The organism is Streptomyces sp. NPDC048142, assembly GCF_043202835.1.
GTDB lineage: Bacteria > Actinomycetota > Actinomycetes > Streptomycetales > Streptomycetaceae > Streptomyces.
Genome location: NZ_JBIDBC010000036.1, coordinates 23,483 through 48,049 on the forward strand (window position 1 = coordinate 23,483; position 24,567 = coordinate 48,049).

At 72.6% G+C, this 24,567-nt stretch carries 23 protein-coding genes and 1 pseudogene; 6 read left to right on the forward strand and 18 right to left on the reverse strand.

Features of this window, described 5'->3' with window-relative positions; genetic code table 11:
- Nucleotides 1–302: 302 nt before the first annotated feature.
- Nucleotides 303–1,514, reverse strand: a complete 1,212-nt coding sequence (locus ACGF2Y_RS31470) for a DUF5685 family protein (protein ID WP_392954531.1) — start codon at nucleotides 1,512–1,514, stop codon at nucleotides 303–305.
- A 310-nt stretch (nucleotides 1,515–1,824) separates the two neighbouring features.
- Between ACGF2Y_RS31470 and ACGF2Y_RS31475 the strand changes: the two genes are divergently transcribed.
- Entirely contained in the window at nucleotides 1,825–2,268 is a 444-nt protein-coding gene (locus tag ACGF2Y_RS31475) for a cell division protein SepF (RefSeq protein ID WP_392954532.1), read from the forward strand.
- 90 nt (nucleotides 2,269–2,358) lie between these two features.
- On the opposite strand, the gene ACGF2Y_RS31480 is transcribed toward ACGF2Y_RS31475, so the two are convergent.
- Complete coding sequence (locus ACGF2Y_RS31480) at nucleotides 2,359–3,579, reverse strand: acyl-CoA dehydrogenase family protein (RefSeq protein WP_392954534.1); 1,221 nt, start codon at nucleotides 3,577–3,579, stop codon at nucleotides 2,359–2,361.
- A gap of 102 nt (nucleotides 3,580–3,681) precedes the next feature.
- Entirely contained in the window at nucleotides 3,682–5,457 is a 1,776-nt protein-coding gene (locus tag ACGF2Y_RS31485) for an MFS transporter (protein ID WP_392954536.1), read from the reverse strand.
- A gap of 668 nt (nucleotides 5,458–6,125) precedes the next feature.
- Between ACGF2Y_RS31485 and ACGF2Y_RS31490 the strand changes: the two genes are divergently transcribed.
- A complete protein-coding gene (locus ACGF2Y_RS31490; RefSeq protein WP_392954538.1) occupies nucleotides 6,126–7,145 on the forward strand; it encodes a phosphatase PAP2 family protein in 1,020 nt (339 codons plus the stop codon).
- A gap of 115 nt (nucleotides 7,146–7,260) precedes the next feature.
- On the opposite strand, the gene ACGF2Y_RS31495 is transcribed toward ACGF2Y_RS31490, so the two are convergent.
- Both ACGF2Y_RS31495 and ACGF2Y_RS31500 read right to left on the reverse strand, forming a co-directional pair.
- Nucleotides 7,261–7,476 carry an I78 family peptidase inhibitor gene (locus ACGF2Y_RS31495; RefSeq protein ID WP_392954540.1) on the reverse strand — a complete coding sequence of 72 codons (216 nt, stop codon included), beginning with the start codon at nucleotides 7,474–7,476 and terminating at the stop codon, nucleotides 7,261–7,263.
- A 490-nt stretch (nucleotides 7,477–7,966) separates the two neighbouring features.
- Nucleotides 7,967–9,250 (reverse strand): glycosyltransferase family 4 protein, encoded by a 1,284-nt coding sequence (locus ACGF2Y_RS31500; protein WP_392954542.1) that lies wholly within the window; start codon nucleotides 9,248–9,250, stop codon nucleotides 7,967–7,969.
- A gap of 501 nt (nucleotides 9,251–9,751) precedes the next feature.
- Here ACGF2Y_RS31500 and ACGF2Y_RS31505 point away from each other — a divergent pair.
- Both ACGF2Y_RS31505 and ACGF2Y_RS31510 read left to right on the forward strand, forming a co-directional pair.
- Complete coding sequence (locus tag ACGF2Y_RS31505; RefSeq protein ID WP_392954544.1) at nucleotides 9,752–10,534, forward strand: hypothetical protein; 783 nt, start codon at nucleotides 9,752–9,754, stop codon at nucleotides 10,532–10,534.
- Nucleotides 10,535–10,671: 137 nt separating this feature from the next.
- Nucleotides 10,672–11,022: a hypothetical protein gene (locus tag ACGF2Y_RS31510; RefSeq protein ID WP_392954546.1), complete on the forward strand. Its 351-nt coding sequence runs from the start codon at nucleotides 10,672–10,674 to the stop codon at nucleotides 11,020–11,022.
- Nucleotides 11,023–11,140: 118 nt separating this feature from the next.
- Here ACGF2Y_RS31510 and der read toward each other — a convergent pair whose 3' ends face one another.
- From der to aroH, 5 genes are all read right to left on the reverse strand, one after another.
- Nucleotides 11,141–12,610, reverse strand: a complete 1,470-nt coding sequence (gene der / locus ACGF2Y_RS31515; protein ID WP_032790832.1) for a ribosome biogenesis GTPase Der — start codon at nucleotides 12,608–12,610, stop codon at nucleotides 11,141–11,143.
- 68 nt (nucleotides 12,611–12,678) lie between these two features.
- Entirely contained in the window at nucleotides 12,679–13,335 is a 657-nt protein-coding gene (locus ACGF2Y_RS31520) for a lysophospholipid acyltransferase family protein (protein ID WP_392954548.1), read from the reverse strand.
- Nucleotides 13,332–14,027, reverse strand: coding sequence for a (d)CMP kinase (gene cmk / locus ACGF2Y_RS31525; RefSeq protein WP_392954550.1), 696 nt, complete (start codon nucleotides 14,025–14,027; stop codon nucleotides 13,332–13,334). The genes ACGF2Y_RS31520 and cmk overlap by 4 nt, the downstream gene beginning before the upstream one ends.
- A 141-nt stretch (nucleotides 14,028–14,168) precedes the next feature.
- A complete protein-coding gene (locus tag ACGF2Y_RS31530) occupies nucleotides 14,169–15,254 on the reverse strand; it encodes a prephenate dehydrogenase (protein WP_392954552.1) in 1,086 nt (361 codons plus the stop codon).
- Nucleotides 15,251–15,613 (reverse strand): chorismate mutase, encoded by a 363-nt coding sequence (gene aroH, locus ACGF2Y_RS31535; RefSeq protein ID WP_103512746.1) that lies wholly within the window; start codon nucleotides 15,611–15,613, stop codon nucleotides 15,251–15,253. The genes ACGF2Y_RS31530 and aroH overlap by 4 nt, the downstream gene beginning before the upstream one ends.
- Nucleotides 15,614–15,929: 316 nt before the next feature.
- Here aroH and ACGF2Y_RS31540 point away from each other — a divergent pair, with 316 nt between their 5' ends.
- Nucleotides 15,930–16,355: a Rieske (2Fe-2S) protein gene (locus ACGF2Y_RS31540; RefSeq protein ID WP_392954555.1), complete on the forward strand. Its 426-nt coding sequence runs from the start codon at nucleotides 15,930–15,932 to the stop codon at nucleotides 16,353–16,355.
- A gap of 24 nt (nucleotides 16,356–16,379) precedes the next feature.
- Entirely contained in the window at nucleotides 16,380–17,081 is a 702-nt protein-coding gene (locus ACGF2Y_RS31545; RefSeq protein WP_392954557.1) for a DNA polymerase beta superfamily protein, read from the forward strand.
- Here ACGF2Y_RS31545 and ACGF2Y_RS31550 read toward each other — a convergent pair whose 3' ends face one another.
- The 8 genes and pseudogenes from ACGF2Y_RS31550 to ACGF2Y_RS31585 all read right to left on the reverse strand — a co-directional run bounded on the left by ACGF2Y_RS31550 (nucleotide 17,082) and on the right by ACGF2Y_RS31585 (nucleotide 24,439).
- Complete coding sequence (locus ACGF2Y_RS31550) at nucleotides 17,082–18,107, reverse strand: ADP-ribosylglycohydrolase family protein (protein WP_392954559.1); 1,026 nt, start codon at nucleotides 18,105–18,107, stop codon at nucleotides 17,082–17,084.
- Between the two features lie 17 nt (nucleotides 18,108–18,124).
- Nucleotides 18,125–18,901: an NUDIX domain-containing protein gene (locus ACGF2Y_RS31555; protein WP_392954561.1), complete on the reverse strand. Its 777-nt coding sequence runs from the start codon at nucleotides 18,899–18,901 to the stop codon at nucleotides 18,125–18,127.
- Between the two features lie 164 nt (nucleotides 18,902–19,065).
- Nucleotides 19,066–19,236: pseudogene (locus ACGF2Y_RS31560) on the reverse strand (nicotinamide riboside transporter PnuC); the annotation flags it as partial.
- A gap of 131 nt (nucleotides 19,237–19,367) precedes the next feature.
- A complete protein-coding gene (locus ACGF2Y_RS31565) occupies nucleotides 19,368–20,834 on the reverse strand; it encodes a pseudouridine synthase (RefSeq protein WP_392954563.1) in 1,467 nt (488 codons plus the stop codon).
- The gene (gene scpB / locus ACGF2Y_RS31570) at nucleotides 20,834–21,502 is read right to left on the reverse strand and encodes an SMC-Scp complex subunit ScpB (RefSeq protein WP_392954565.1); all 669 of its coding nucleotides are present in this window, start codon (nucleotides 21,500–21,502) and stop codon (nucleotides 20,834–20,836) included. Before scpB ends, ACGF2Y_RS31565 begins: the two co-directional genes overlap by 1 nt.
- Complete coding sequence (locus ACGF2Y_RS31575; RefSeq protein WP_392954601.1) at nucleotides 21,499–22,503, reverse strand: segregation and condensation protein A; 1,005 nt, start codon at nucleotides 22,501–22,503, stop codon at nucleotides 21,499–21,501. The genes scpB and ACGF2Y_RS31575 overlap by 4 nt, the downstream gene beginning before the upstream one ends.
- 254 nt (nucleotides 22,504–22,757) lie before the next feature.
- A complete protein-coding gene (locus ACGF2Y_RS31580; protein WP_392954603.1) occupies nucleotides 22,758–23,324 on the reverse strand; it encodes a hypothetical protein in 567 nt (188 codons plus the stop codon).
- Complete coding sequence (locus ACGF2Y_RS31585) at nucleotides 23,321–24,439, reverse strand: ParA family protein (RefSeq protein ID WP_003970030.1); 1,119 nt, start codon at nucleotides 24,437–24,439, stop codon at nucleotides 23,321–23,323. Before ACGF2Y_RS31585 ends, ACGF2Y_RS31580 begins: the two co-directional genes overlap by 4 nt.
- Between the last annotated feature and the right edge of the window lie 128 nt (nucleotides 24,440–24,567).

Genomic DNA, 24,567 nt, shown 5'->3' on the forward strand with positions numbered 1-24,567 from the left:
GCATGCCGAACCCACATTGGGCTGCGGGCCAGCGGGTTTGAATGCGGCACGGGGGCTTGAAATGTGACTGATCGGCTGGGTGGTGCGCGCTGGTGCCGCAGGGCCGCCGCCGTACCCCCGGCCGACGGCCTGGAGGACGGGGTTGCCGCAGAGAGGCCCAGGACCGCGAGCAGGGCTCCAGAAGGGCTCCCGGTACGAAGCCGAGCACCACGAACACCGCGGTGAGCCAGAGCCCGGCGGCGTGTACGGGCGTGGCGCGAGCCGGCCCACCAGCGCAGGCAACCCCACCGACGCAAGCCGACTCAGCAGTCGCAGCCGCAGGCGTCCCCGCAACAGCAGCAGCCCTCGCCGCACTGGCCGCAGCAGTCGCACGCCTCGCAGCAGTCGCCGCAGTTCTCGCACGGCGCCTGCCGCCGCTCCCTGCTCCAGGGATCCTCGAAGGTCCCGCAGCACATCTGACAGGTGCAGGCGAGTCCGACCCACACCAGGCATCCGGCGATCAGACCGCGCCGGTCGCGGGGCGGCGGAGGCGGGGCGGCCGGGCCGCCGGGAGGCGGACCGTACGGGTGGCCGGGGGTCGGGCCGTACGGGTTCCCCGGCGGCGGCCCGAAGGAGCCGTCGGGCACCAGCAGCCCCTGGCCCTCCCGGTGCGAGCAGGAGGAGGTGCCGAACGCCCGGTCGACCGAGCGCCGCAGCTCATGGGCGAGCAGGACGTGGACGAGCTTGCCGTCGGTGAACTCCACCTCGCGCAGCGCGAGCCGTACGCCGTGCAGCGCGTCGTCGCAGAGGCGGCGCGCCTCGGACAGCGGGGTGCCGGTGGCGGTGAGCGGGTTCCAGGCGCCCGACGCGGCGTCAGCCTCCCGGTCCTCGACGGCATCCAGCAGATGGGCGAGCCGCCCGAAGAGCCGGCCGGCCTCCGCGAGCGACGCGGCGTTCTGCGGCTTTCCGGCGAGAACCGCGGTGTGCGCGAATGCGGCCGCGGTGGCGGTCTCGGTCGGTTCGGTGACCGTCAGCAGCGGGGTACCGGGCCCGGCGAGCGTCTCGATCCCGGTCTGCCGGTCGACCGCGTCGACCAGGAGCGCGGTGTCGAAGCCGAGGGCCGCCCCGGTCCGCGCGCCCGCCCGGTCCCATCCGGCGGCCACCCGGCGCGCGGCGGCGGCGACCGGGCGGCGGGCCAACAGCCCGTCCCGGTCGGCGACGTGGTCACGGACCTTGGCCGAGGCCAGGACGAGCGAGACGGCTGCGGCGAGCCGCGCCCCCTCCCCCTTGGCGACCGGCGCGGTGCGCATGGCGCGCAGTGGACAGGGGCCGGCGGTGCGGCGCCCCTCGGGCGAACGGCCCGCCTGAGCCTCCGTCAGAACCGACACGATCAGACCGTCATAGTTCGTGACGATACGGGCGAACTGTCCGCGATCCGCCCTCAGGGCCAGGCAGAGGCCGCAGAGATGGGCCATCCACTCGGTCCTGAGCCCTTCGGAGAGCCGATGGACACAGGGCCTGACCATTCCGAACACGACGATCCCCCGGGAGCCGTTCAGCCGGTGCGCGACGCTCGCTGCACCGGAGCGTCGTGCATCGTACCGAGCGACCCGTTCACCCGTACGTCCCCCGGATCACCCGTACGGCCGGGAGCATCATATTTTCCTTCCGCAAGCCCCCTTACGCAGGAGGAACCCTGACGAATCGCCACATCTTCTGCACCAGTAGCGTCACGAATCGCCTGCGAGCCGACTATCCACTTGGCGCGGTATCCGCATCATGGACGACCATAGGGATACGAAAGAGATGCGGAACACCAGGGAACCGCGGTGAGAGGAGGCGTCCATGGGATCGGTGCGCAAGGCGAGTGCCTGGCTGGGCCTCGTAGAGGACAACGACGAGCGGTACTACGACGACGAGTACGCCGAGGGTGCGGAGACCGGTACGGGCAACCAGGCCTGGGTCACCGACCCGCGGGTACAGGTGGCCACGGAGGCGGCCGAGGAGCGGGACCGCCGGATCGCGACGGTGACCCCGGACAGCTTCCGGGACGCACGGGCCATCGGCGAGCTCTTCCGGGACGGCGTCCCGGTGATCGTCAACCTGACCGCCATGGACCCCGCCGACGCCAAGCGCGTGGTGGACTTCGCCGCCGGGCTGATCTTCGGTCTGCGCGGCTCGATCGACCGGGTGGCCACCCGGGTCTTCCTGCTGTCCCCCGCCGACACCCAGGTGGTGGCGGGCGAAGCCGCCGGCCGCAAGGCCGACGGCTTCTTCAACCAGAGCTGAGCAGGGCGCTCGCCGGAAAGATCCGGTCGACGCATCCCGTCAACGCGCGCGGTCAACGCATCCGGGCACGCGCGTACCGGCGGGTCGCGTTCACCGGAAGGCGTCGAGACCGGTGAGCGCCTTGCCCAGTACCAGCTGGTGCATCTCCACCGTCCCCTCGTAGGTGAGCACCGACTCCAGATTCGTCGCATGCCGCATCACCGGGTACTCCAGCGAGATCCCGTTGGCCCCGAGGATCGTGCGCGAGGTGCGGCAGATCTCGATCGCCTCCCGTACGTTGTTCAGCTTGCCGAAACTGACCTGCTCCGGCCGGAGCCTGCCCGCGTCCATCCGACGGCCCAGGTGGTGGGCGAGCAGGATGCCCTTGTGCAGCTCCAGGGCCATGTCCGCCAGCTTGGCCTGGGTGAGCTGGAAGCCGCCGATCGGCCGGCCGAACTGTTCCCGGCTCCTCGCGTAGTCGAGGGCCGACTCGAAGCTGGCCCGCGCCGCACCCATGGCGCCCCAGACGATGCCGTAGCGCGCGTGGCTCAGACAGCTGAGCGGGCCGCGCAGCCCCCTCGCGTCCGGAAGCACCGCGTCGGCCGGCAGCCGCACCTCGTCCATGACCAGCTCGCTGGTGACCGAGGCGCGCAGCGACCACTTGTGCCGGATCTCCGGGGCGGAGAAGCCGGGGGCGTCGGCCGGGACGACGAAGCCGCGGATGCCCCGCCCGTCCTCGCCCTCGTCGGTCTGGGCCCAGACGATCGCGACCCCGGCGACCGAGCCGTTGGTGATCCACATCTTGCGGCCGGTGAGGATCCAGTCCTCGCCGTCGCGCTTGGCGTACGTCCGCATCCCGGCCGGGTCGGAGCCGTGGTCGGGCTCGGTCAGGCCGAAGCAGCCGATGATCTCGCCGGACGCCATGCCCGGCAGCCACCGCTGCTTCTGCTCCTCGGAGCCGAAGCGGTGGATCGCGTACATCGCCAGCGACCCCTGTACGGAGACGAGCGAGCGGATCCCGGAGTCGGCGGCCTCCAGCTCCAGGCAGGCGAGCCCGTACTGGACGGCGCTCGCCCCGGCACAGCCGTAGCCGTCCAGCGACATGCCGAGCGCGCCCAGCGCGCCGAGCTCCCGGGCCAGCTCACGGATTGCGGGCAGCTCGCCCTTCTCGTACCACTCGGCGATGTGCGGCAGGACGCGGTCGGTGGCCCAGGTGCGGACGGTGTCGCGGATCGCGAGGTCGTCGGGGCCGAGCAGGTCGTCGATGCCGAGGGGATCCGACGCGTCGAACGGCGGGAGCTTCGACGGCTTCGCGGACTCGGTGCTGGACATGAGGGTGCCTCCGGCGGCTCGCACGGTGCTCGGAGGGACCGGGAGACGCCCGCCCTCCGAAAACTAGCAGTGGTAGTCAGGGCGTCGTGCTGACGTTACGGCTCAGGTTGCCGCTCGTCCAGAGCCGGTCACCTCGGCCGGCTCGCGCCGCGCGGGCAGCAACGGGCGCGGGGCGGGGCGGTCCCGGCCGGCCGGACGGACCGCTTCGGCGGCCCGGTAGCCGGGGGCCGCGGCCTTCGAGGCCCGGGAATCGGTGGCACCGGGCTCAGCGGCACCCGGCTCGGCGGCACCGCGCTCGGCGGCACCGGGCTCGCTCCGGAGGCAGAGCTCCTTCGGCGGACAGTCCATGACCTTCGGCAGCCGCAGCGCGGCCAGCGCCCCGAGCAGCAGCAGCCCCGCGCTGACGAGGAGCGTGATGTGGAGTCCGCCGATGAAGGCGTCCCGGGCCGTGGAGCGCAGCAGGTCGCCCATCGGGCCGCCGAGCTGCGCGGCCACCTGGTAGGCCTCGCCCAGCGAGTGGGAGGCCTCCACCCCGGCGCGGGCGGGCACGCCCTTCTCGTGCAGGGAGGCGAGGCCGGGGGCGTAGGCGGCGTTCATGACACTGCCGAGCAGGGCGATGCCGAGGCCCGCGCCCAGCTGGTAGGAGGTCTCGCCGATCGCCGCCGCGCCGCCCGCGCGCTCCGGCGGGGCATCGCTGAGCATCGACTCGTACGCCCCGAAGAGCGTGGTCTGCAGTCCGAAGCCGAGCAGCACGAACGCGCAGGTCAGCAGCGCGGGCCGGTCGTGCTGGCCCATCGAGGTGAGCAGCAGTACCGAGGACGCGGTGAGGACGAAGCCCCCGCCGACCATCCGGCGCGGGCCGACGCGGCGCAGAGTGTACGAGCCGGTGGCGCCCGCGGCCATCGCCGCGAAGGTCAGCGGAAGCAGCCGCAGCCCGGTCTCCAGCGGGCTGAGTCCCAGCACCAGCTGGAGGTACTGGACGGCGATCAGCTGGAGGCCGACCAGCGCCAGCATGGCGAGCACGATGCAGCCGACGGCGGTGGAGAAGGCCGGGCGGGCGAACATCGAGACGTCGACCAGGGGATGCCTGCGGCGCTTCTGACGGCGTACGAAGAGGATCAGGAGCGCGAGTCCGAGGGCCAGCGGGCCCAGCGAGGCCGGGTCCAGGAACCCGGCGCCGCCGCCCAGGCGCTTGACGCCGAGGACGACACCGAGCACGCCCGCCGCGGCGGTCAGCGCGCCCAGCACGTCCCACGGGCCGTCGTCGCCGCCGCGCGACTCGGGCAGCAGCCAGCGGCCCAGCGGCAGGATCACGACCATCAGCGGGATGTTGATCAGGAAGACCGAACCCCACCAGAAGTGCTCGACGAGGAAGCCGCCGACCACGGGCCCGGTGGCGGCGCCGACCGCGGCGACCGCGGTCCACACGCCGATGGCGAGCGCCCGCTCCCGGCGGTCGGGGAAGACCTGGCGCAGGATCGACAGCGTGGCGGGCATGATCATCGCGCCGCCGACGCCGAGGAGGGCGCGGGCCGCTATCAGGACGGCGGGGGTGTCGGCCATGGCGGCGAGCCCGGAGGCGACGCCGAACAGCGCGTAGCCGAAGAGCAGCACGCGCCGTCTGCCGATCCGGTCACCCAGCGTGCCGAAGAGGATGAGCAGCGAGGCGCAGACGAGGGGGTAGGCGTCGACGATCCAGAGGAGGGCCGTGCCGCTCGGGCGCAGGTCCTCGGTGACGGCCGGAACGGCGACATGGAGCACGGTCGCGTCCAGTGCGACGACCAGGAGACTGAGGCAGAGGACCACGAGGACGACCCAGCGGTTGGCGTCGTCGGCGGCTTTGCGCAGCCGGACCCCGGCCGTGGTCGTCCCGGACATCTACGTACCTCCCGATGAGTCCCTCGCGCTCGGCGGACCGACGGTGACGTGGGGTGCGCGTCCCCAGGGCCTGTCGTCGGACTGCCGTCGTCGCCCCAAGGGCGGCCGGGCGGCGTCTGGTGCGTGCGATCGCAAGGCGCCGGAATGGTCTCGTAGCGGAGCTACTAGGGCATTTCGGCAACACCGCGAGCGTGCCAGACGCCGCCCGGCAGACGGCAGTCCGACGACAGGCCCTGGGGCCCGGCATCGACGGGCGAGTGAGCCGTCAGCGTACGCGAGTTCGGTGTGGTCACACGTGGTGCACGTCATACCCCGGTCCGCCGCACAGTGTGGCGTACGCCATTTCGGGCCCGGCCGGGGGGCTCCCCGTCCGAGGCGCCGGGCGCCCCGCCCGGCGGGGGTCCGGGCGGTCGGGGCGGGACATGGCGCGACGGCGTGCGCCTCCCCCGAATGGCGGGATCAATTGCCACGGATTCCGGTGCGGCCCTTTATCCGAGAGATCAAACACGCTTACGAACGGAACCGGCGGGCTATTGGGTGCAAGGTCACGGAGATTCTTCCCGGCGCCCGGAAAAGACGCCGTTCCGAGACAGAATCCACATCACATCGTCATCACGAAGAGCCCGGATTGGCCTGCTCACACGCTCACTCGCTGTAACGTCGATTGGGTGCGTACCGACATCTTTGCCCGGCTGGACCGGGAGCCGGAACCGCCGAAGATAGAGGCACCGCGGATGAGCCGTCACCGCATCGCCCTCTTCGGCGGGACGCTGGCGTTCTATCTCGCCATCGTCTGGGCGGTGCTGATCACGTCCTGGCTGGTGGCCCTGGACTGGAAGGTCATGCTGTTCCGGCCCTACCAGCAGTGGCCCGAGATCCACGCCTTCCTGGACTACTACGTCGTGCTCGGCCAGCGCGGCCCCACGGCGGTGATGGTCGCCTGCTGGCTGGGCTGGCGCTCCTGGCGTCAGCACACGCTCCGGCCGCTGCTGGTCCTCGGCACGTCCCTGCTGCTGCTCAATGTGACGGTGGGTGCGGTCAAGCTGGGGCTCGGGCGGCTCGGACCGCACTACGCGACCCAGGTCGGCTCGGCCGAGATGTTCGCCGGCGGCGATATATTTCCCTCCGGGCACACCGCGAACGCCGTCGTGACCTGGGGAATCCTCGCCTATCTGGCCACCACGCCACGCGCCAGGCGCTATCTGTCGGCGGTGTCCGCGACGGTCTCGCTGGGCGTCGGCCTCACCACGGTGTACATCGGTACGCACTGGCTCAGCGATGTCGTGCTGGGCTGGGCGGCCGGGCTGCTCATCCTGCTGGCGCTGCCCTGGTTCGAGCCGCTGATCGCCCGGACCGAGGCCTGGGTCTTCGCGATGCGCGAGCGGTGGCGGGAGTATCGCCGCGGCGCCCGTCCGGCGCCGCCGGCCGAGGCCGGGCCGCAGCCGGTGCTGCTGCCGCAGTCGATGGCCACCGACGGCCTCACCGCCGAGGCCGTGACCGTCCCGGCCGAGCCGGGGCTCCCCTCCGGATATCCGGCGGCGGGCACCAGGGCGCGGGCCCATGGCGGGCACCCCGCACGTCCGGGCGGGATGCCGGTCGCCCCGGCGGGCGTCCGCCGTCCGCCGCCGCACACGGAGCGCGCACCGCGCGGCGCCGGCAGCCCGGCCCGCCCGAGGTCCGGCGGCTGACCCGCCGCTCCCCCGGACCAGCGGGGGACGGGTGCGCACAGCCTCTCCACGACGGACGAAGGCCCCGACCGAGGTCGGGGCCTTCGTCCGTCGTGGACCCGGTGCGGCCGGCCGGTCAGCCCACCCAGCAGCGCGTCACGGTGTCGTCCTCGACCTGGAAGTTGATACGGCCGTGGCGGAACTCCATGGTGAGGAACGTGCCCGGGGGCACAGCTCGGACCGTGTCCCAGCCGCGGCTCCTGGCCTGCCGCTCGGCGGCGTCGACGGCGAGGCCGACGTACGACTCGGCGGCGTCGTCCGGCTGGGCTGGAGGGGTCGGTAGAGATGCCATGCCTTCACCGTAGGCGGCCCCGGACCGTGACGGAAGGCCGGGCCGAAAGGGCGTTCCCCTGCAGCTCCACATGCCGTGGCGGTCACGCTTGTGTCACAGGATCACCACACCTCCATACGCGGTTCTCCTCATTCGAACGGACCGGCCGGAAGCAGCTGTGCGCAATAGCGGGCGCCCCCGTTCACGGGCCTGACGGGGGCATCGGGAGCCTTCCGGAATCATGGAGGTGACCTGCCTCTTTTATCATCGCCGGGGAGTGTCACCCGAATGGCCTGGGGCACCGAAATGGCCCGCCTCCTCGAACCGGCCTTTCCTTATTCGCGCGTTTCCCCCACCCCGCCGGAGCAGGCGCGGCAGTCGTGGCCGAGATCTCCAACCTGCTGGCGAGCCTGCCGGGGAGCGCGGACAGCCCCCGTCCGCTGTCCCCGCCGCTACGCCGTCCTCCCGCCCGGCCGGACCGGCGGCGCAGTCGGCCCGTACGGCGGTGAGCTCATGCGGACTTCCCCTTGCGGAGCGCGTCGGCGGCCTTGTGGCGCAGGGCGTAGGCCCCGTCGAGGGCGCTGCCCCGGGTGCGGTGCAGCGCGGTCCGCAGGGTGCTGTGGGCACGCCCCCGGGCGCTGCGGGCGAGAAGTTCGGCGAACAGGCTCTCGTGGCGCTCGGCGATCCGTGCCGGGTCGAACCGGGCCGAGGCGCTCAGCGCGGCCCCGCCCATCCGGTGGCGCAGTACGTCGTCCTCCATCAGCCGGAGCAGCGCGGCGGCGATCGGGTCCGGGTCGCCGACCGGCACCAGAAGCCCGTCGACACCGTCCTCGATGATCTCGGCCGGCCCGTGCGGGCAGTCGGTGGCGACGACCGGCAGACCGCCGCGCATCGCCTCGACGACGGTCATCCCGAAGGACTCGCGGTCCGAGGTGACGGCGGCGATCGACCCCTTGGGCCACTCGGCCTCCATCGGACTGGCCGGGCCCATCAGAAACACGTGGTCGCCCAGGCCGAGCTCGTCGACAAGGGTGCGCAGCGCCGCCTGTTCGTCGCCGCTCGCGTCCCCGCCGCCGTAGATGCGCAGCCGCCAGTCCGGGCGGGCCGCGGAGACCTGGGCGAAGGCCCGGACCAAGAGGTCGTAACGCTTGACCCGGTGCAGCCGGCCCGCCGCGACGACCCACTTCAGGTCGCCGCCCGCGGGCGGACAGGCGGGCTCGGGCACGGCGTTGGGGATGGTCTCGATCCGTAAACCCGGCAGCTTCAGCCGGCTGCGGTAGCCGTCCGCGTCGGCACGGGTGACGGTGGTCAGCGCGTCGAGCAGCGTGTACCGGTAGGTGATCTCGCGGCGCAGCCGGTAGCTGTGGCTGTCGAGCGTCAGGTGCTCCTGCCCGACACGCACCGGCCCGCGGCGGGTCTGCCGGCTGAGGTGCACGTTGAGACCGGGGCGGGTGCCGACGACGACGTCCGCCTCGACGGTCCGGAGATGGGCGGCGATACGGGCGTCGGTGAGCCTGCTGTACTGCTTGTGCCTGCTGTCCCCGCGCGGGAACACCACGGCGGGCCGGGCGTATTCGGCGTCGCCGCCGTCGTACGTCGCGCTCTTCTTCCGCAGGTCGACGAGGTGGCGCAGCGTCACTCCGTCGGGCGCGCCGAGGACGGGGGCGTCACGGTGCCGGAAGACGGACACGATCTCGACGTCGTGCTGCTCGGCGAGCGTCCGCGCGAGCGTGAACGTCGTCCGGATGGTTCCTCCGATTCCATAGGCATTGTGCAGAAGAAAGGAAATATGCATGGTGTCGCTGTTCCCCCTGTCGACCCGGCATGTCAAGACTGCGTTTCCGGGCAGATTTTCGCCCGGAACGCACCAGGAATCCCGGAGCACCCGAAAAGCGTGCGCGGGATCCCCGTTCCGCTGCTGTACCACCGCTGACCTGTGCGTTCCGGAAGCTGTGGATCCGGATGACCGCGGGGCCAAAAGTGACGGGCCGCATCCGCGGGTCACCGGTGCGGCATTCCGGTCACCTGCCCGCCACCCCTTGACCAATTCTTTCCCCGAGGGGGACGTAGGGCAATACCGGTAGGTTGCCCGCGTCCGGGCAGAACTTCGGGGCGGGACACGGAAGCGGTACGCCGACCGCGCGAACCCGCGGTACGTCGACTGCTCGACGTACCGATGTGTCGACCTGTTCCCCACTTCCGTCCGCCCCGGTGCGTGACCCCGGCCACGGATCCCGCGTTGTCTCTTCATGAGCCGGGAACCACCCGGCTCACGCACCGAGTTCGAGGAGCCCCCGTGCCGCGCATGCTCGACGTCAGCCAGGACGTACGCGCCGAGATCGGCGACGACGAAGCCGAACGGCTGCTCGTCGGCGACAACGCCCCGGGCAGTTACGACTGCACCTCCTGCCGCACCCCCGGCAACTCCGACCAGGAACGCACCAGCACGGTGCTGTTCATCGGCGACGAGACCGCCGTCCTCGCGTTCGCCCACGCGACGTGCATCCCCTCGCAGGTGGTCAAGGTCGCGGAGGACCAGCTCCAGGGCGCGGTGCGCAGCATCACCAGCAGCGAGCAGAAGAACACGGAGGGGCTCATGCCCGAACAGGCCGTCCTCGGCATCACCAGCGGACTCGTCCTCATCGAGGACGATCTCCGCCCGGCCCTGGTCGTCGAACCGACCGGCCCGGTCGCCCGGCCCGGCACCGACGGCAGCGGGGGCGACGAATTCCTCCAGCTGCTGCTGGAGCAGGGCTTCCGTCCCACCCCCGACATGAACCAGCTGCCGGAGGTCCTTCCCGGCTGGTCCGTGCTGCTTGCGGTGGGCCAGCTGCACGCCGTGCTGCAGCCGAGCGCCGGCGGCGGCAATCCGGTCGCCTGGTGGCAGGCCCACCAGCCGCTCCAGGTGACCGACGGCTGGCGGGCCGCGGTCAACAAGTCGCAGACGGTCCTCGTCTTCGCCGCCCCGGCCGGCACCATCGGCCAGCAGCCGCGCGAGGACCTGCTCCGGGACGCCCTGGAGAAGGCCGCAGTCAACGGGCTCCTGGTCGCCGCCTCGATGCCGCTGGCCGGGACCTGATCATGTCCGCCCAGCTCGGGTACCCCCGCCGAACAGCGTTTTCTCCGGCGGGGCCGCATCCGACGGGCGGTGAGGTCGTTGGCACCTACGTGCACTCATACGACTCCCCCCGCCAGCATCAGAGTCAGATCCCTGCCATGCGTCCTTCGCAGGATCCGTCGGGGGGCGTGTCCCCCACCCCGATCTACGACGCGCTGTACTCCGAGTACCGGCGCTCGTTCCGGGCGTTGCCGGGTGACCGGAGCGGCGAGGAGAATCTCGGCTTCCCGGCCTTCGGCGCCGGTCTCTTCGCCTCCAGGGCGCCCCTGAGCGCTCACCCCGCTCCCTCCGGGCACAACGGCCACAACGGCCACGGCGGGCACCATGGCCAGAGCGGCGGGAACGGGCAGAGCCAGCACACCAGCGGCCTCGGCTCCTGGCAGCGGGTGGGGCGGCATGCGGGGCGGCCCCGGCCCGCGGCGCTGCCTCCGGGGTCACGGGACTCCTGAGTCCCGACGACGGGGGCCGCACCCCGAGGGCCATGACAGAGGCCCCCATGACGAGGCCCGCACGACGAAGCCCCGGACGTTCTCGCGAGAGCGTCCGGGGCTTCGTCGTGCGCTGGTGCTACTTGTTGCGGCCGCGCTTCTCGCGGACCCGGACGGAGATGTGGATCGGGGTGCCCTCGAAGCCGAACTCCTCGCGCAGCCGGCGCTCGACGAAGCGGCGGTAGCCGTGCTCCAGGAAGCCGGAGGCGAAGAGCACGAAGCGCGGTGGCTTGGTGCCCGCCTGGGTGCCGAAGAGGATGCGCGGCTGCTTGCCGCCGCGGATCGGGTGCGGGTGGGAGGCGACGATCTCGCCGAGGAAGGCGTTGAGCCGGCCGGTGGGGACCCGGGTCTCCCAGCCCTCGATCGCGGTCTCGATCGCGGGGACCAGCTTCTCCATGTGCCGGCCGGTGAGGGCCGAGACGTTGACGCGCGGGGCCCAGGCGATCTGTGCGAGCTCCGTCTCGATCTCGCGCTCCAGGTAGTAGCGGCGCTCCTCGTCGAGGGTGTCCCACTTGTTGAACGCGACGACGAGGGCGCGACCGGCCTCCACGGCCATGGTGATGATGCGCTGGTCCTGGACGCTGATGGACTCGCTGGAGTCGATCAGGACGACGGCGACCTCGGCCTTCTCCACGGCGGCGGCCGTACGCAGCGAGGCGTAGTAGTCCGCGCCCTCCTGGAGGTGGACGCGGCGGCGGATGCCGGCCGTGTCGATGAACTTCCAGGTGATGCCGCCGAGCTTGATCAGCTCGTCGACCGGGTCGCGGGTGGTGCCGGCCTGCTCGTTGACGACGACCCGGTCCTCGCCCGCGACCTTGTTCAGCAGGGAGGACTTGCCGACGTTCGGGCGGCCGATCAGGGCGATGCGGCGGGGGCCGCCGAGGGCGGTGCCGAACTTCTGGGCCGGGGCGTCGGGCAGGGCTTCCAGGACCGCGTCCAGCATGTCGCCGGTGCCGCGGCCGTGCAGCGAGGAGACCGGGTAGGGCTCGCCGAGACCCAGCGACCACAGGGCGCTGGCGTCGGCCTCGCCGCTCTGGCCGTCGACCTTGTTGGCGCAGAGGACAACGGGCTTGCCGGCCCGGCGCAGCAGCTTGACGACGGCCTCGTCGGTGTCGGTGGCGCCGACGGTCGAGTCGACGACGAAGACGACCGCGTCGGCCGTCTCGATGGCGTACTCGGCCTGGGCGGCGACGGAGGCGTCGAGGCCCAGCACGTCCTGCTCCCAGCCGCCGGTGTCGACGACCTTGAAGCGGCGTCCGGCCCATTCGGCCTCGTAGCTGACGCGGTCGCGGGTGACGCCGGGCTTGTCCTGCACGACGGCCTCACGGCGGCCGATGATCCGGTTCACCAGGGTCGACTTGCCGACATTGGGGCGGCCGACGACCGCGAGGACGGGAAGCGGGCCGTGCCCGGCCTCGTCGAGGGCGCCCTCGACCTCCTCGGGATCGAAGCCTTCCTGCGCGGCGAGCTCCATGAACTCCGCGAACTCGGCATCGCCAAGTGCTCCGTGCTCGTGGCCCGAGCCGTCGGAGTGAATCTGGTCGTTCATGAAGTCCGTTCCTCTTTACATCATCATCGATGGACCGCGATCAGCGCGGTCCACTACTCAAGTCTCGCCTATCGCCCGGTGAGGCGCTTGGCGCTTTCCAGGTGGGCGGTCAGCTTCGCCTGGACCCGCAGGGTCGCCTCGTCCAGCGCCCTGCGCGTACGCCGCCCGTCACCGGCGCTCGCGTCGAACGCGTCACCGAAGACGACGTCGACCCGGCTGCGCAGCGGGGGCAGCCCCCGTATCAACCGTCCGCGGCGCTCGGTGCTTCCCAGTACGGCGACGGGGACGACGGGCGCCCCGCCCCGTACCGCGAAGTACGCGAGTCCGGCGCGCAGCGAGGCGAAGTCCCCTTCACCCCGGGTGCCCTCCGGGAAGATCCCGAGCGCCCCGCCGTTCTCCAGTACGCCGAGCGCGTGGCTGATGGCGGTGCGGTCGACGGTCGTACGGTCCACCTCGATCTGGCCGATCCCGTGCAGGAACGGGTCGAGGGGGCCGACGAACGCCTCCTTCTTGATCAGGAAGTGCACCGGCCGGGGTGCGGTGCCCATCAGCATCGGTCCGTCGATGTTGTGGGAGTGGTTCACCGCGAGTATGACGGGTCCGGCGGCGGGCACGCGCCACGCGCCGAGGACCCGGGGCTTGAACAGTCCGTACATCAGGCCGATGCCGATGGTCCGCCCGACGGCCGCTCCGCGCAGCGTGGGCGCGCCTGTGGCATCGCTCACGCGGCGACCCTCTTCCCCTCGACGAGGGTGACGACGCACTCGATGACCTGCTGGAGGGTCAGCTCGGTGGTGTCCACCTCGACGGCGTCGGCCGCCTTGGCGAGCGGCGAGGTCTTGCGTCCGGAGTCGGCGGCGTCCCGCAGGATCAGGGCCTCGCGGGTGGCGGTCAGGTCGGAGCCCTTGACCTCGCCGCTGCGGCGGGCGGCGCGGGCCTCCGGGGAGGCGGTGAGGAAGATCTTGAGGTCGGCGTCGGGCAGCACGGTGGTGCCGATGTCCCGGCCCTCGACGACGATGCCGCCGGCCGCGGCCGCGGCGATGGAGCGCTGGAGCGCGGTGATGAGCGTGCGCACCTCGGGGACCGCGCTGACGGCGCTGACCTTGGAGGTGACCTCCTGGGTGCGGATCGGCCCGGAGGCGTCCTCGCCGTCGACGGTGATCGTCGGGGCGGCGGGGTCGGTGCCGGAGACGATCACGGGCTTGGCGGCGGCGGTGGCGATCTCCTGCGGGTCGCTCACGTCGATGCCGTTGTTCAGCATCCACCAGGTGATGGCCCGGTACTGCGCGCCCGTGTCGAGGTAGCTCAGGCCGAGCTCGGCGGCGACGGCCTTGGAGGTGCTCGACTTGCCGGTGCCCGAGGGCCCGTCGATGGCGACGATCACGGAGGGGCGTGCGGTTTCCACGGTGGTGGACACCTTCCTGGTACACGGTGCGGGGCGGACGGGCCTGGGGACGGCCTCGTACCAGGTTACCGAGTGCCGGGCGCGCCCTTGTACCCCGTACGGGGGAGGCCGCCGGCCGGGCGGGTGGCGGCGCCCCGTCGTGCGGGACCGGGGTCAGCCGCGGATCGACCAGCCGCGTTCCTGGAGTGCGGCGCCGAGGACCGGGGCGGCACTGGGCTCGACCATGATCTGGACGAGCCCCGCCTGCTGGCCGGTGGCGTGCTCGATGCGGACGTCCTCGATGTTGACCCCGGCCCGGCCCGCGTCGGCGAAGATCGCGGCCAGCTCGCCCGGCTTGTCGCCGATGAGGACGGCCACGGTCTCGTAGGCGGCGGGGGCGGTGCCGTGCTTGCCGGGAACGCGTACGCGGCCCGCGTTGCCGCGGCGCAGGACGTCCTCGATGGCGGAGGTGCCCGCGCGCCGCTTCTCCTCGTCGGCGGAGTGCAGGCCGCGCAACGCGGTCACGGTCTCCGCCAGGTCGGCGGCGACCCCGGCGAGGACATCGGCGACCGGGCCGGGGTTGGCGGAGAGGATCTCCACCCACATCCGGGGGTCGGAGGCGGCGATCCGGGTGACGTCGCGGATGCCCTGTCCGCACAGCCGTACGGCGGTCTCGTCGGCCTCCTCCAGCCGGGCGGCGACCATCGAGGAGATCAGCTGCGGGGTGTGCGAGACGAGGGCCACGGCCCGGTCGTGGGCGTCGGCGTCCATGACGACGGGGACGGCCCGGCACAGGGCGACCAGCTCCAGCGCGAGGTTGAGCACCTCGGTGTCGGTGTCCCGGGTCGGGGTGAGGACCCAGGGGCGGCCCTCGAAGAGGTCGGCGGTCGCGGCGAGCGGACCGGAGCGCTCCTTGCCCGCCATCGGGTGCGTACCGATGTACGGGGTGAGGTCGAGGCCGAGCGCCTCCAGCTCGCGGCGCGGGCCGCCCTTGACGCTGGCGACGTCCAGGTAGCCGCGGGCCACCCCGTCACGCATGGCGCCGGCGAGGACGGCGGCGGTGTGCGCGGGCGGTACGGCGACGATCGCCAGGTCGACACGGTCCCGGGGCGGCTCCTCCGTACCGGCGCCGAGCGCGGCGGCGGTACGGGCGGAGTCGGGGTCGTGGTCCACGAGGTGCACATGGATGCCGCGGCCGGCCAGCGCGAGGGCCGCGGAGGTGCCGACGAGCCCGGTTCCGATGACGAGGGCGGTTCTCACTGGGCGATGTCCTTGCGCAGGGTGGCGGTGGCACCGAGGTAGACATGGCTGATCTCGGCACGCGAGAGGTAGGTCTCGACGTGCACGAGGATACGGACGACCCGGGGCATGGCCCCGTCGATGTCCAGCTCCTGGGCACAGATCAGGGGTACGTCGACGATCCCGAGGCCGCGGGCGGCGGCGGCCGGGAAGTCGCTGTGCAGGTCGGGGGTGGCGGTGAACCAGATGCTGATCAGGTCGTCGGCGACGAGCTCGTTGCGTTCCAGGACGGCCGTCAGCAGCTCACCGACCCGCTGGTCCATGTGCCCGGCCTCGTCCCGGTCCAGCTGGACCGCGCCCCGGACCGCTCGTACCGCCACGTCGTACTCCTCGCTCTTCGCTGCTCGTCGGCGCCGCCGGGTCCGGCGCTCCGCGGCGCGGCCGGCTGCTCACCTCAGACTAGATCGGCTGCGGCGGAGCCGGTCGCCGGTGTTCCGCCGGTGAGACGGGCCGTGGCGTGAAACGGGCGCCCGCGTCGATAGCGACGCGGTGCGCGTACCGGCCCGATGTCGGCCGATTCCGCCCTGTGCGCCACCCAACCGGGCGCACGGTCCGCCCGGTTGCTTCGCCCGGGGGCCCGCAGCCGCCACGATGGCCGGCATCCACCGCACAACGCCTGTCACCGAAGGAGAGCCCATGAACGCACGGCGAAGGACGGTGCTGGCCGCGAGCGCCGCGGGCGCCGCGGCCCTGGCCACCGGCTGCGGATCCTCCGACGGGGACGGCGGCGCGGACGCGGACGGCACACCGACCGCGTCGCCGGACGCTCCCGGCGGCGTCGAGCTGGCCGGGACCGGGGACATCCCGGTCGGCGGCGGCACCATCTTCAAGGAACGGAAGGTGGTGGTGACCCAGCCGACGGAGGGCGACTTCAAGGCGTTCTCCGCCGTCTGCACCCATGCGAGCTGTCTCGTCTCGACGGTGCGCGACGGCACCATCAACTGCCCCTGCCACGGCAGCAGATACAGCATCACGGACGCGGCGGTCGTGGCCGGCCCGGCGCCCCGGCCACTGCCCGCCGAGCAGATCAGCGTCTCGGGGGGTGCGATCCGGCTGACCTGAGCCGGGACCGGTAGCCTCGCGGCCATGATCACCGCCGCCGACGAGGCACTCGTACGCGACCACACGGTCTACGCCTGCGTGATGGGCTCGCGCGCGTTCGGGCTGGCCACGGAGGACAGCGATACGGACCGGCGCGGGGTGTTCCTCGCGCCCACCCCGCTGTTCTGGCGCTTCGAGAAGCCGCCGACGCATGTCGAGGGCCCCGCGCCGGAGCAGTTCTCCTGGGAGCTGGAACGCTTCTGCGAGCTGGCGCTGCGGGCCAACCCGAACGTGCTGGAGTGCCTGCACTCCCCGCTGGTGGAGTCCGTGGACGGCACCGGCCGCGAGCTGCTGGCACTGCGCGGGGCGTTCCTCTCCCGGCTCGCGCACGGCACGTTCGTCCGGTACGCGCTGGGTCAGCGGAAGAAGCTGGAGGCGGACGTACGGATCCATGGCCGGCCGCGCTGGAAGCACGCGATGCATCTGCTGCGGCTGCTGGCGAGCAGCCGGGACCTGCTGCGTACGGGCGAGCTGCGCATCGACGTCGGCGAGGCCCGGGAGGGGCTGCTCGCGGTGAAGCGGGGGGAGGTGGCCTGGCCGGAGGTGGAGCGCCGGATGGACCGCCTCGGCGAGGAGAACGACCGGGCCGCGGCCCGCTCCCCGCTGCCGCCGGAACCCGACCGGGCGGCCGTGGAGGACTTCCTCGTCCGGACCCGGCGGGCCTCGGCGGCGCGCAGCCAGGGGTGATCAAGCGTCCCAGAGCGCCGCGAGGGACAGCAGGTCGCTGCGGTACTCGATGCGCTCGGACCACTCCTTGGGCCAGGCCGCCGCGCCCAGGTGCGCCCCGGCCAGCGCCCCGGTCAGGCAGGCGATGGAGTCGGAGTCGCCCCGGGTGCAGGCGGCCCGGCGCAGGGCGGTGACGGGCTCCTCGGGGAAGAGCAGGAAGCAGTGCAGGGCGGAGGCGAGGGCTTCCTCGGCGACCCAGCCGTCTCCGGTCCGCTCGCACGGGTCGGTCTCCGGCGACGGGTCGCGCAGCGCGTCCTGGACGTCTCCCAGGGCGGTCAGGCACTCGTCCCAGCCGCGCTGGATGTACGCCTGCGGGGTGGCGTCGCCCGCGTGGCGCCAGAGGTCGCCGAGCCAGCGGGTGTGATAGCGGCCCCGGTTGTCGTAGGCGTAACTGCGCAGCCGGCCGATCAGGCCGAGGGGTTCGGCGCCCTGGGCGAGCAGGAACACCGCGCGGGCCAGCAGGTCGGAGGCGGCCAGGGCGGTGGGGTGGCCGTGGGTGAGGGCGGCCTGCAGCTGGGCGGCGCCGGCGCGCTGCTCCTCGCTGAGGCCGGGGACCAGACCGACGGGGGCGACCCGCATGTTGGCGCCGCAGCCCTTGGAGTGCGTCTGGCTGGCCTCCTGCCAGACCCGGTCGGATTCGAGCAGGCGGCAGGCGGTGAGGCAGGTGTTGCCGGGGGCCCGGTTGTTGTCCGGCGAGTGGTACCAGGCGACGAACTCCTCGCGGACCGGGCCCACCAGCCGTTCGGGGGTGAGCAGTCCGCTGTCCATGGCGGTGCGGATGGCGCGGCCCAGCGCGATCGTCATCTGGGTGTCGTCGGAGACGACGGCGGGCGTCAGCAGGGGCAGCTGCCGCCAGGGGCCGAACTTCGCGAGGATCGAGGGCACGTCGTCGAACTCGGTGGGGAAGCCCAGGGCGTCGCCGAGCGCGAGCCCGGTCAGCACGCCGGTGGCCGCCTGCTTGGTGAGGGGCGGGGTGGCGATGGTCATCTCTCGTCCTTCCGGTGTCATCCGTCTCGTCCTTCCGGTGCGGAGTACGACGGGTCTGCGGGGGCGTCCGGCCGGGGCGGGCGCAGGAGCGGCGGGTGCAGGGCCGTGGCCTCGCCCGCCCGGTAGAGGGCGGCCGGTTTGCCCCGGCCGCCGGTGCGGCGCGGCGGGCCCTGGACGGCCTGCACGAAGCCGGGCGCGTTCAGGACCTTGCGCCGGAAGTTGGGGCGGTCGAGCTCGACGCCCCAGACGGTCTCGTAGACCTGCTGGAGCTCGCCGAGGGTGAACCGGTCGGGGCAGAACGCGGTGGCCAGGCAGCTGTATTCGAGCTTGGCGCCGATCCGGTCGTGGGCGTCGGCGAGGATCCGGTCGTGGTCGAAGGCCAGTGGTCCGGTGGAGTCCGCGTCCCACCAGCGGGCGCTCGCCGCGTCGCCGCCGCCGCGCGGTTCGGGCAGGTCCGGCAGGAGTGCGGCGTACGCGACGGAGACGACCCGCATCCTCGGGTCGCGGTCCGGGGCGGTGTAGGTGCGCAGCTGTTCGAGGTGGAGGGCGCCGACGGTGCCGGGGCCGAGGCCGGTCTCCTCGGCGAGTTCGCGGCGGGCGGCGTCCTCGGCGGACTCGCGGGGCAGCAGGAAGCCGCCGGGCAGCGCCCACCGGCCCCGGAAGGGTTCCTGGCCGCGTTCGACGAGCAGTACGTGCAGCCGGGCCTCGCGGACGGTGAAGACCGCGAGGTCGACGGTGACCGCGAACGGGGCGAAGGCGTGCGGGTCGTAGCCCTCGGTGTCGGGGGTGCTCATCGTTGCTCCGGGAGGGGTGCGGCGAAGTCCCGGCCGGTGGCGAGGAGTCCGTCGACGGCGGTGGCAGCGGCGCCGGGCCGCGCCTCGGGCGGGCCGGTGATGTCGATGGACCGCCTTCCGGTGCGGGTGGGTTCGACGCGGAAGCGGTCGGTCATCCAGAGGGCGAAGACGTGGCCGGCGATGCGGATCGGCCGGTCGGCGAGGTGCCGGCGGGCCACGAGCCGGACGCACAGCGCTCCGCTGCCGAAGCCCGGCGGCTCGGTCCGGCTGACCGGGGTGTCCAGGATCGTCACCAGGGGCTGTCGCAGGGGATCGAGTACGTCCGCGAGACTCACGCCCACCTCCCTTTAATAGTCACTCTGACTATAAAGGCTGGACGGGGGCGGCAAAAGGCCCGCGGCCGGTTCTGTTCGAACTTTCCGAACAGATACCGGCCGCGGGCCTGGGAATACGGCGTCGGGTGCGGCTAGAGGCCGACCTCGCGCATCAGCATGCCGACTTCGGTGTTGGTGAGGCGGCGCAGCCAGCCGGACTTCTGGTCGCCCAGCGGGATCGGCCCGAAGGACGTCCGCACGAGCCGCTCGACCGGGAAGCCCGCCTCGGCCAGCATCCGGCGCACGATGTGCTTGCGGCCCTCGTGGAGGGTCACCTCGACCAGGTAGTTCTTGCCGGTGTTCTCGACGACGCGGAAGTGGTCGGCGCGGGCGTAGCCGTCCTCCAGCTGGATGCCGTCCTTGAGCCGCTTGCCGAGGTCGCGCGGCAGGGGGCCCTGGATGGCGGCCAGGTAGGTCTTCTTCACGCCGTACTTCGGGTGCGTGAGGCGGTGGGCCAGCTCACCGTGGTTGGTGAGCATGATGATGCCCTCCGTCTCGGTGTCCAGCCGGCCGACGTGGAACAGCCGCGTCTCGCGGTTGGTCACGTAGTCGCCGAGGCACTGACGACCGTCCGGGTCCTCCATCGAGGAGACGACCCCGGCGGGCTTGTTCAGCGCGAAGAAGAGATACGACTGGGCGGCGACCGTCAGGCCGTCGACCTTGATCTCGTCCTGGTGCACGTCGACGCGCATGCCCTGCTCGACGACGATCTCGCCGTTGACCTCGACGCGGGACTGCTCGATCAGCTCCTCGCACGCCCGGCGCGAGCCCATGCCGGCGCGGGCGAGGACCTTCTGCAGCCGCTCGCCCTCCTGCTCGGCGCCCGGGTGGGTCTTGGGGAGGTTGATCTCGGGCTTGTTCGCATACCGGTCGCGGTTGCGCTGCTCGATCTTGGCGTCCAGCTCGCGGGGGCGCGAGGGGGCGGCACGGCGGAAGCCGCCGCTGCGGCCGCCGCCCTGTGCGGGCTTCGGGCCGCCCTTGGCGCCGCCGCGGGCCGCCGAGCCGCGGCCCTTGCGGGGGCCCTCCTGCTCGGACCGGGCGCCGGGGGCGTCGTTGCCGACGTCGTAGCGGCGCTCCTCGGGGCGGGGACGGCGGAGACGCTGCTCCTCGTCCCGACCACCCTGGTAGCTGTCACGGCCACCCTGGTAGCTGTCACGGCCGCCCTGGTAGCTGTCTCGCCCGCCCTGGTAGCTCGTGCGCCCGTCCTGAGAGCCCGGACGTCCGCCCTGGCCGCCGGGACGGCCGCCCTGGCTGCCGCCGCGCCCGCCCTGGCCGGTGGGCCGGCCGCCCTGACCGGAGGGGCGGCCACCCTGACCGGAGGGCCGGCCGCCCGAGGCTCCGGGCCGCCCGCCCTGGCTGCTGCCGCCGCGTCCGCCGCCGCCCTGGCCGCCGGGGCGTCCGCCCGGACCGCCGCCCTGGCCCTGGCGGAAGGACCCGCCGCCGCTGCGGCCGCCGCTCCCCGCGCCACCGCCGCTCCGGGGGTTCCGGTTGCCGCCGCCGCTGCTCCGGCCGCCGCCCCCGCCGTTGCCGCTTCCGCTGTTACTGCCACTGCTTCGCATCAAAATTCCGTCTTGTCGTCTGCGTGAGTATCCGGGGTGTCCGGTGCGTCCGGATCGAACGACGGCACACCCTCTAGCGTCTCAGCCTCGATCGCGTCCGCCTCCGGGAGGAAGGGCGCGAGCTCCGGGAGCTCGTCCAGGCCGCGCAGGCCCATTCGCTCCAGAAAGTAGTTCGTCGTCCTGTACAGGATCGCACCTGTTTCGGGTTCCGCGCCCGCCTCCGCCACCAGGCCCCTCTGGAGGAGGGTCCGCATGACGCCGTCGCAGTTCACTCCGCGCACCGCCGAGACCCGCGAGCGGCTCACCGGCTGCCGGTACGCGACCACCGCCAGGGTCTCCAGCGCGGCCTGGGTGAGCCGCGCCTGCCGGCCGTCCAGGACGAAGCCCTCCACGGCCGCCGCGTACTCGGGGCGGGTGTAGAACCGCCAGCCGCCCGCGACGAGCCGCAGGTCGAAGCCGCGGCGCTGCGCGGTGTACTCGTCGGCAAGCTCCCGCAGCGCGTCCGCCACGGCCCTGCGGGGCCGCTGGAGCACCTTGGCCAGATGGTCGACGGTGGCGGGCTCGTCGACGACCATGAGGACCGCCTCCAGGGCGGGCTTCAGATCGAGCGCGGCAACCACGCCCTCCTCGTCCGGCCCGCCGTCCTCCTGAGCCGGCTGCTCGCTCATTCCCGTACGTCCTTTTCTTCAGCCGTTCCGTCGACGTCCTGGTCGAACTCGTCCGTCACCACCGGCTCCGCGTCCGCCCCGCCGCACCAGGCCACCAGCAGGTCGCCCAGCGCCTCGTCCTGGTCGAGGGTGACGGCCTTCTCGCGGTACAGCTCCAGCAGGGCCAGGAAGCGGGCGACCACGGTCAGGGTGTCCGGCGCGTCCTCGGTCAGCACCTCGAAGCTCACCGCCGCCCCGGCCCCGCGCAGCCGCTCCACCACGAGGCCCGCCTGCTCCTGGACGCTGACCGGCGGAGCGTGGATGTGGTCCACGTACACCTGGGGCTCGGGCCGGGGCCGCATCGCCTTGACCGCGAGCTTCGCGAAACCCTCGGGCCCGATGCTGATGACCACCTCGGGCAGCAGTTCGGCGTGGTGGTCCTCCAGGCCGACGGTACGGGGGTACCGCCGGGCCTCCGACTCCAGGCGGCCCTGGAAGATCTCGGCGATCCGCTTGTACGCGCGGTACTGGAGCAGCCGCGCGAAGAGCAGGTCCCGCGCCTCCAGGAGCGCGAGGTCCGCCTCGTCCTCGACCTCGGCGGCGGGCAGCAGCCGGGCGGCCTTGAGGTCGAGCAGCGTGGCGGCGACGACGAGGAACTCGGTGGTCTGGTCGAGGTCCCCGTCGGGGCCCATGGCACGGATGTACGCCATGAACTCGTCGGTGACCTTGGACAGGGCGACCTCGGTCACGTCCAGCTTGTGCTTGGAGATCAGCTGGAGGAGGAGATCGAAGGGACCCTCGAAGTTCACCAGCCGAACGGTGAAACGCCTGCCGTCCGGCTCCGGCTCCGGAACAGGTGCCGTCTCGTGTACGGCTTCCGGCTCTGCCCGTACGGGTTCCGGCTCTGCCCGTACGGGCTCCGCGGGCGCCTCCACCGCTTCCACTGGCGGCGGCGGCCCCTCCCCCGGCCCCCGCCCCAGGGCACGGCGGCGCGGGGCAGCGGGGTCGGCGGGCGTGAGCATGGTGGTCCAGGGGTGGGGCGGCGGCGCGGACGGGTCGCGCCGGTCGGCGGGCCCAGGGCCTGTCGTCACATTCCCGTCGTCGCCCGAAGGGCGGCCGGGCGGCGTCTGGTGCGTGCGATCGCAAGGCGCCGGGATGGTCTCGTAGCGGAGCTACTTGGCCGTTTCGGCAACGCCGCGAGCGTGCGTGCCAGGCGTCGCCCGGCAGGCGGGAATGTGACGACAGGCCCTAGGGCAGGCTACCCGCGCCGTGCCGCTCAGCGGCCGCGCAGCCGCCGTACGAGGATGCTCGCGTCGCCCCGGGACTCCAGGTCGGCCAGGACCACCGCCACCGCCTCGCGGACGATGCGGCCGCGGTCCACGGCGAGGCCGTGTTCGCCGCGCAGGACGAGCCGGGCGTGTTCGAGGTCCATCAGCTCCTCGGCGGAGACGTAGACCGTGATCTTCTCGTCGTGGCGTTCCCGGCCGCTGGGGCGGCGGTTCGCGCCGCGTCCGGCGCCGCGCCTGCGCTGCTGCTGGACCGCCGGGGCCTGCTCGGCCGGGGCGGCGGAGGGCGCGGAATGCTCGCCGGAGCCGGCCTTGGCGGACGGGGAGCGTTCGCCCTCGCCGCCTCGGCCGCGCGCGTCGCCGCCGTCGGCGTCCGCCGCGGTGTGCTCCTCACGGTCGGCGGACGGGGCCTGGCCGGAGGGATCGCTCTCCCCCGCGGGCGCGGGCACCCGTGGCTCGCTGTTCGCCTTGCGCCGCCGCTCGGCCGGGGAGGACGGCTGGAGGCCCATCCCGCCTCCGGTGGTACGGAACAGTTCGTCGGCCCCCGGCAGACTCACTCGGCGTGACACCGGGCGAGCACCTCCCTGGCGAGCTGGCGATAGGCGGCCGCGCCGACCGAGTTGGAGGCGTAGGTGGTGATGGGCTCACCGGCGACCGTGGTCTCCGGGAAGCGGACCGTGCGCCCGATGACCGTGTGGTAGACGTGCTCGTCGAAGGCCTCGACGACACGCGCCAGGACCTCGCGGCTGTGCACCGTGCGGGAGTCGTACATGGTGGCGAGGATGCCGTCGAGCTCCAGCTCCGGGTTGAGTCGCTCCTGGACCTTCTCGATGGTCTCGGTGAGCAGCGCCACCCCGCGCAGCGCGAAGAACTCGCACTCCAGCGGCACTATGACCTTGTGAGCGGCCGTCAGGGCGTTCACGGTGAGCAGACCGAGGGAGGGCTGACAGTCGATCACGATGTAGTCGTAGTCGGCCATCAGCGGCTTCAGGGCGCGCTGGAGCGTGGACTCGCGGGCCACCTCGCTGACGAGCTGCACCTCGGCCGCGGAGAGGTCGATGTTGCTGGGCAGCAGGTCCATGTTGGGGACCGCGGTCTTGAGCAGGACGTCGTCGGCCGCCATGCCCCGCTCCATGAGCAGGTTGTAGACGGTGAGGTCCAGCTCCATCGGGTTGACCCCGAGGCCGACGGAGAGCGCGCCCTGCGGGTCGAAGTCGACGAGCAGGACCCGGCGTCCGTACTCCGCGAGCGCGGCGCCCAGGTTGATGGTCGACGTGGTCTTGCCGACGCCGCCCTTCTGGTTGCACATCGCGATGATCTTCGCGGGGCCGTGGTCGGTCAGGGGGCCCGGGATCGGGAAGTACGGCAGCGGCCGTCCGGTCGGGCCGATGCGCTCGCGGCGCTGACGCGCGGCGTCGGGCGCGAGGGTGGCCGCGTACTCCGGATCGGGCTCGTACTCGGCGTCGGGGTCGTAGAAGTGCCCCTCGGGCACCTCGGCGAAGTCGGCGAAGCGGTCGGTGTCCCGGCTGCTCTCGTTGCCGGCCGTGGCGTTCACGTGTAGGCCGTCCATCATCTGGGGGGCTGTCGTCATGTGCTGTTGGGTGGCGAAGGTGCGGACAGCGACGGAGCCGACAGCTTCGAGCCCGATCGGGCTCAGACCCCGTGCGGGCATCCCTGGTTGACCACCCCCGGGAGTAATTGTCGACTCATTCACAAGTCGTCTTACCTCCTTGGACGTGACCAGGAAACTTATCGATAGGTCAGCGTGGCACCATGCCGACGATTGGCGACTCTATGGCG

Bases quoted from the DNA above. Each gene is read 5' to 3' on its own strand.
- ACGF2Y_RS31475 (WP_392954532.1), top strand. From the start codon at position 1,825: ATGGGATCGGTGCGCAAGGCGAGTGCCTGGCTGGGCCTCGTAGAGGAC.
- ACGF2Y_RS31480 (WP_392954534.1), bottom strand. From the start codon at position 3,579: ATGTCCAGCACCGAGTCCGCGAAGCCGTCGAAGCTCCCGCCGTTCGAC.
- ACGF2Y_RS31485 (WP_392954536.1), bottom strand. From the start codon at position 5,457: ATGTCCGGGACGACCACGGCCGGGGTCCGGCTGCGCAAAGCCGCCGAC.
- ACGF2Y_RS31495 (WP_392954540.1), bottom strand. From the start codon at position 7,476: ATGGCATCTCTACCGACCCCTCCAGCCCAGCCGGACGACGCCGCCGAG.
- ACGF2Y_RS31500 (WP_392954542.1), bottom strand. From the start codon at position 9,250: ATGCATATTTCCTTTCTTCTGCACAATGCCTATGGAATCGGAGGAACC.
- ACGF2Y_RS31510 (WP_392954546.1), top strand. From the start codon at position 10,672: ATGCGTCCTTCGCAGGATCCGTCGGGGGGCGTGTCCCCCACCCCGATC.
- der (WP_032790832.1), bottom strand. From the start codon at position 12,610: ATGAACGACCAGATTCACTCCGACGGCTCGGGCCACGAGCACGGAGCA.
- ACGF2Y_RS31540 (WP_392954555.1), top strand. From the start codon at position 15,930: ATGAACGCACGGCGAAGGACGGTGCTGGCCGCGAGCGCCGCGGGCGCC.
- ACGF2Y_RS31545 (WP_392954557.1), top strand. From the start codon at position 16,380: ATGATCACCGCCGCCGACGAGGCACTCGTACGCGACCACACGGTCTAC.
- ACGF2Y_RS31550 (WP_392954559.1), bottom strand. From the start codon at position 18,107: ATGACCATCGCCACCCCGCCCCTCACCAAGCAGGCGGCCACCGGCGTG.
- ACGF2Y_RS31555 (WP_392954561.1), bottom strand. From the start codon at position 18,901: ATGAGCACCCCCGACACCGAGGGCTACGACCCGCACGCCTTCGCCCCG.
- ACGF2Y_RS31565 (WP_392954563.1), bottom strand. From the start codon at position 20,834: ATGCGAAGCAGTGGCAGTAACAGCGGAAGCGGCAACGGCGGGGGCGGC.
- scpB (WP_392954565.1), bottom strand. From the start codon at position 21,502: ATGAGCGAGCAGCCGGCTCAGGAGGACGGCGGGCCGGACGAGGAGGGC.
- ACGF2Y_RS31575 (WP_392954601.1), bottom strand. From the start codon at position 22,503: ATGCTCACGCCCGCCGACCCCGCTGCCCCGCGCCGCCGTGCCCTGGGG.
- ACGF2Y_RS31585 (WP_003970030.1), bottom strand. From the start codon at position 24,439: ATGCCCGCACGGGGTCTGAGCCCGATCGGGCTCGAAGCTGTCGGCTCC.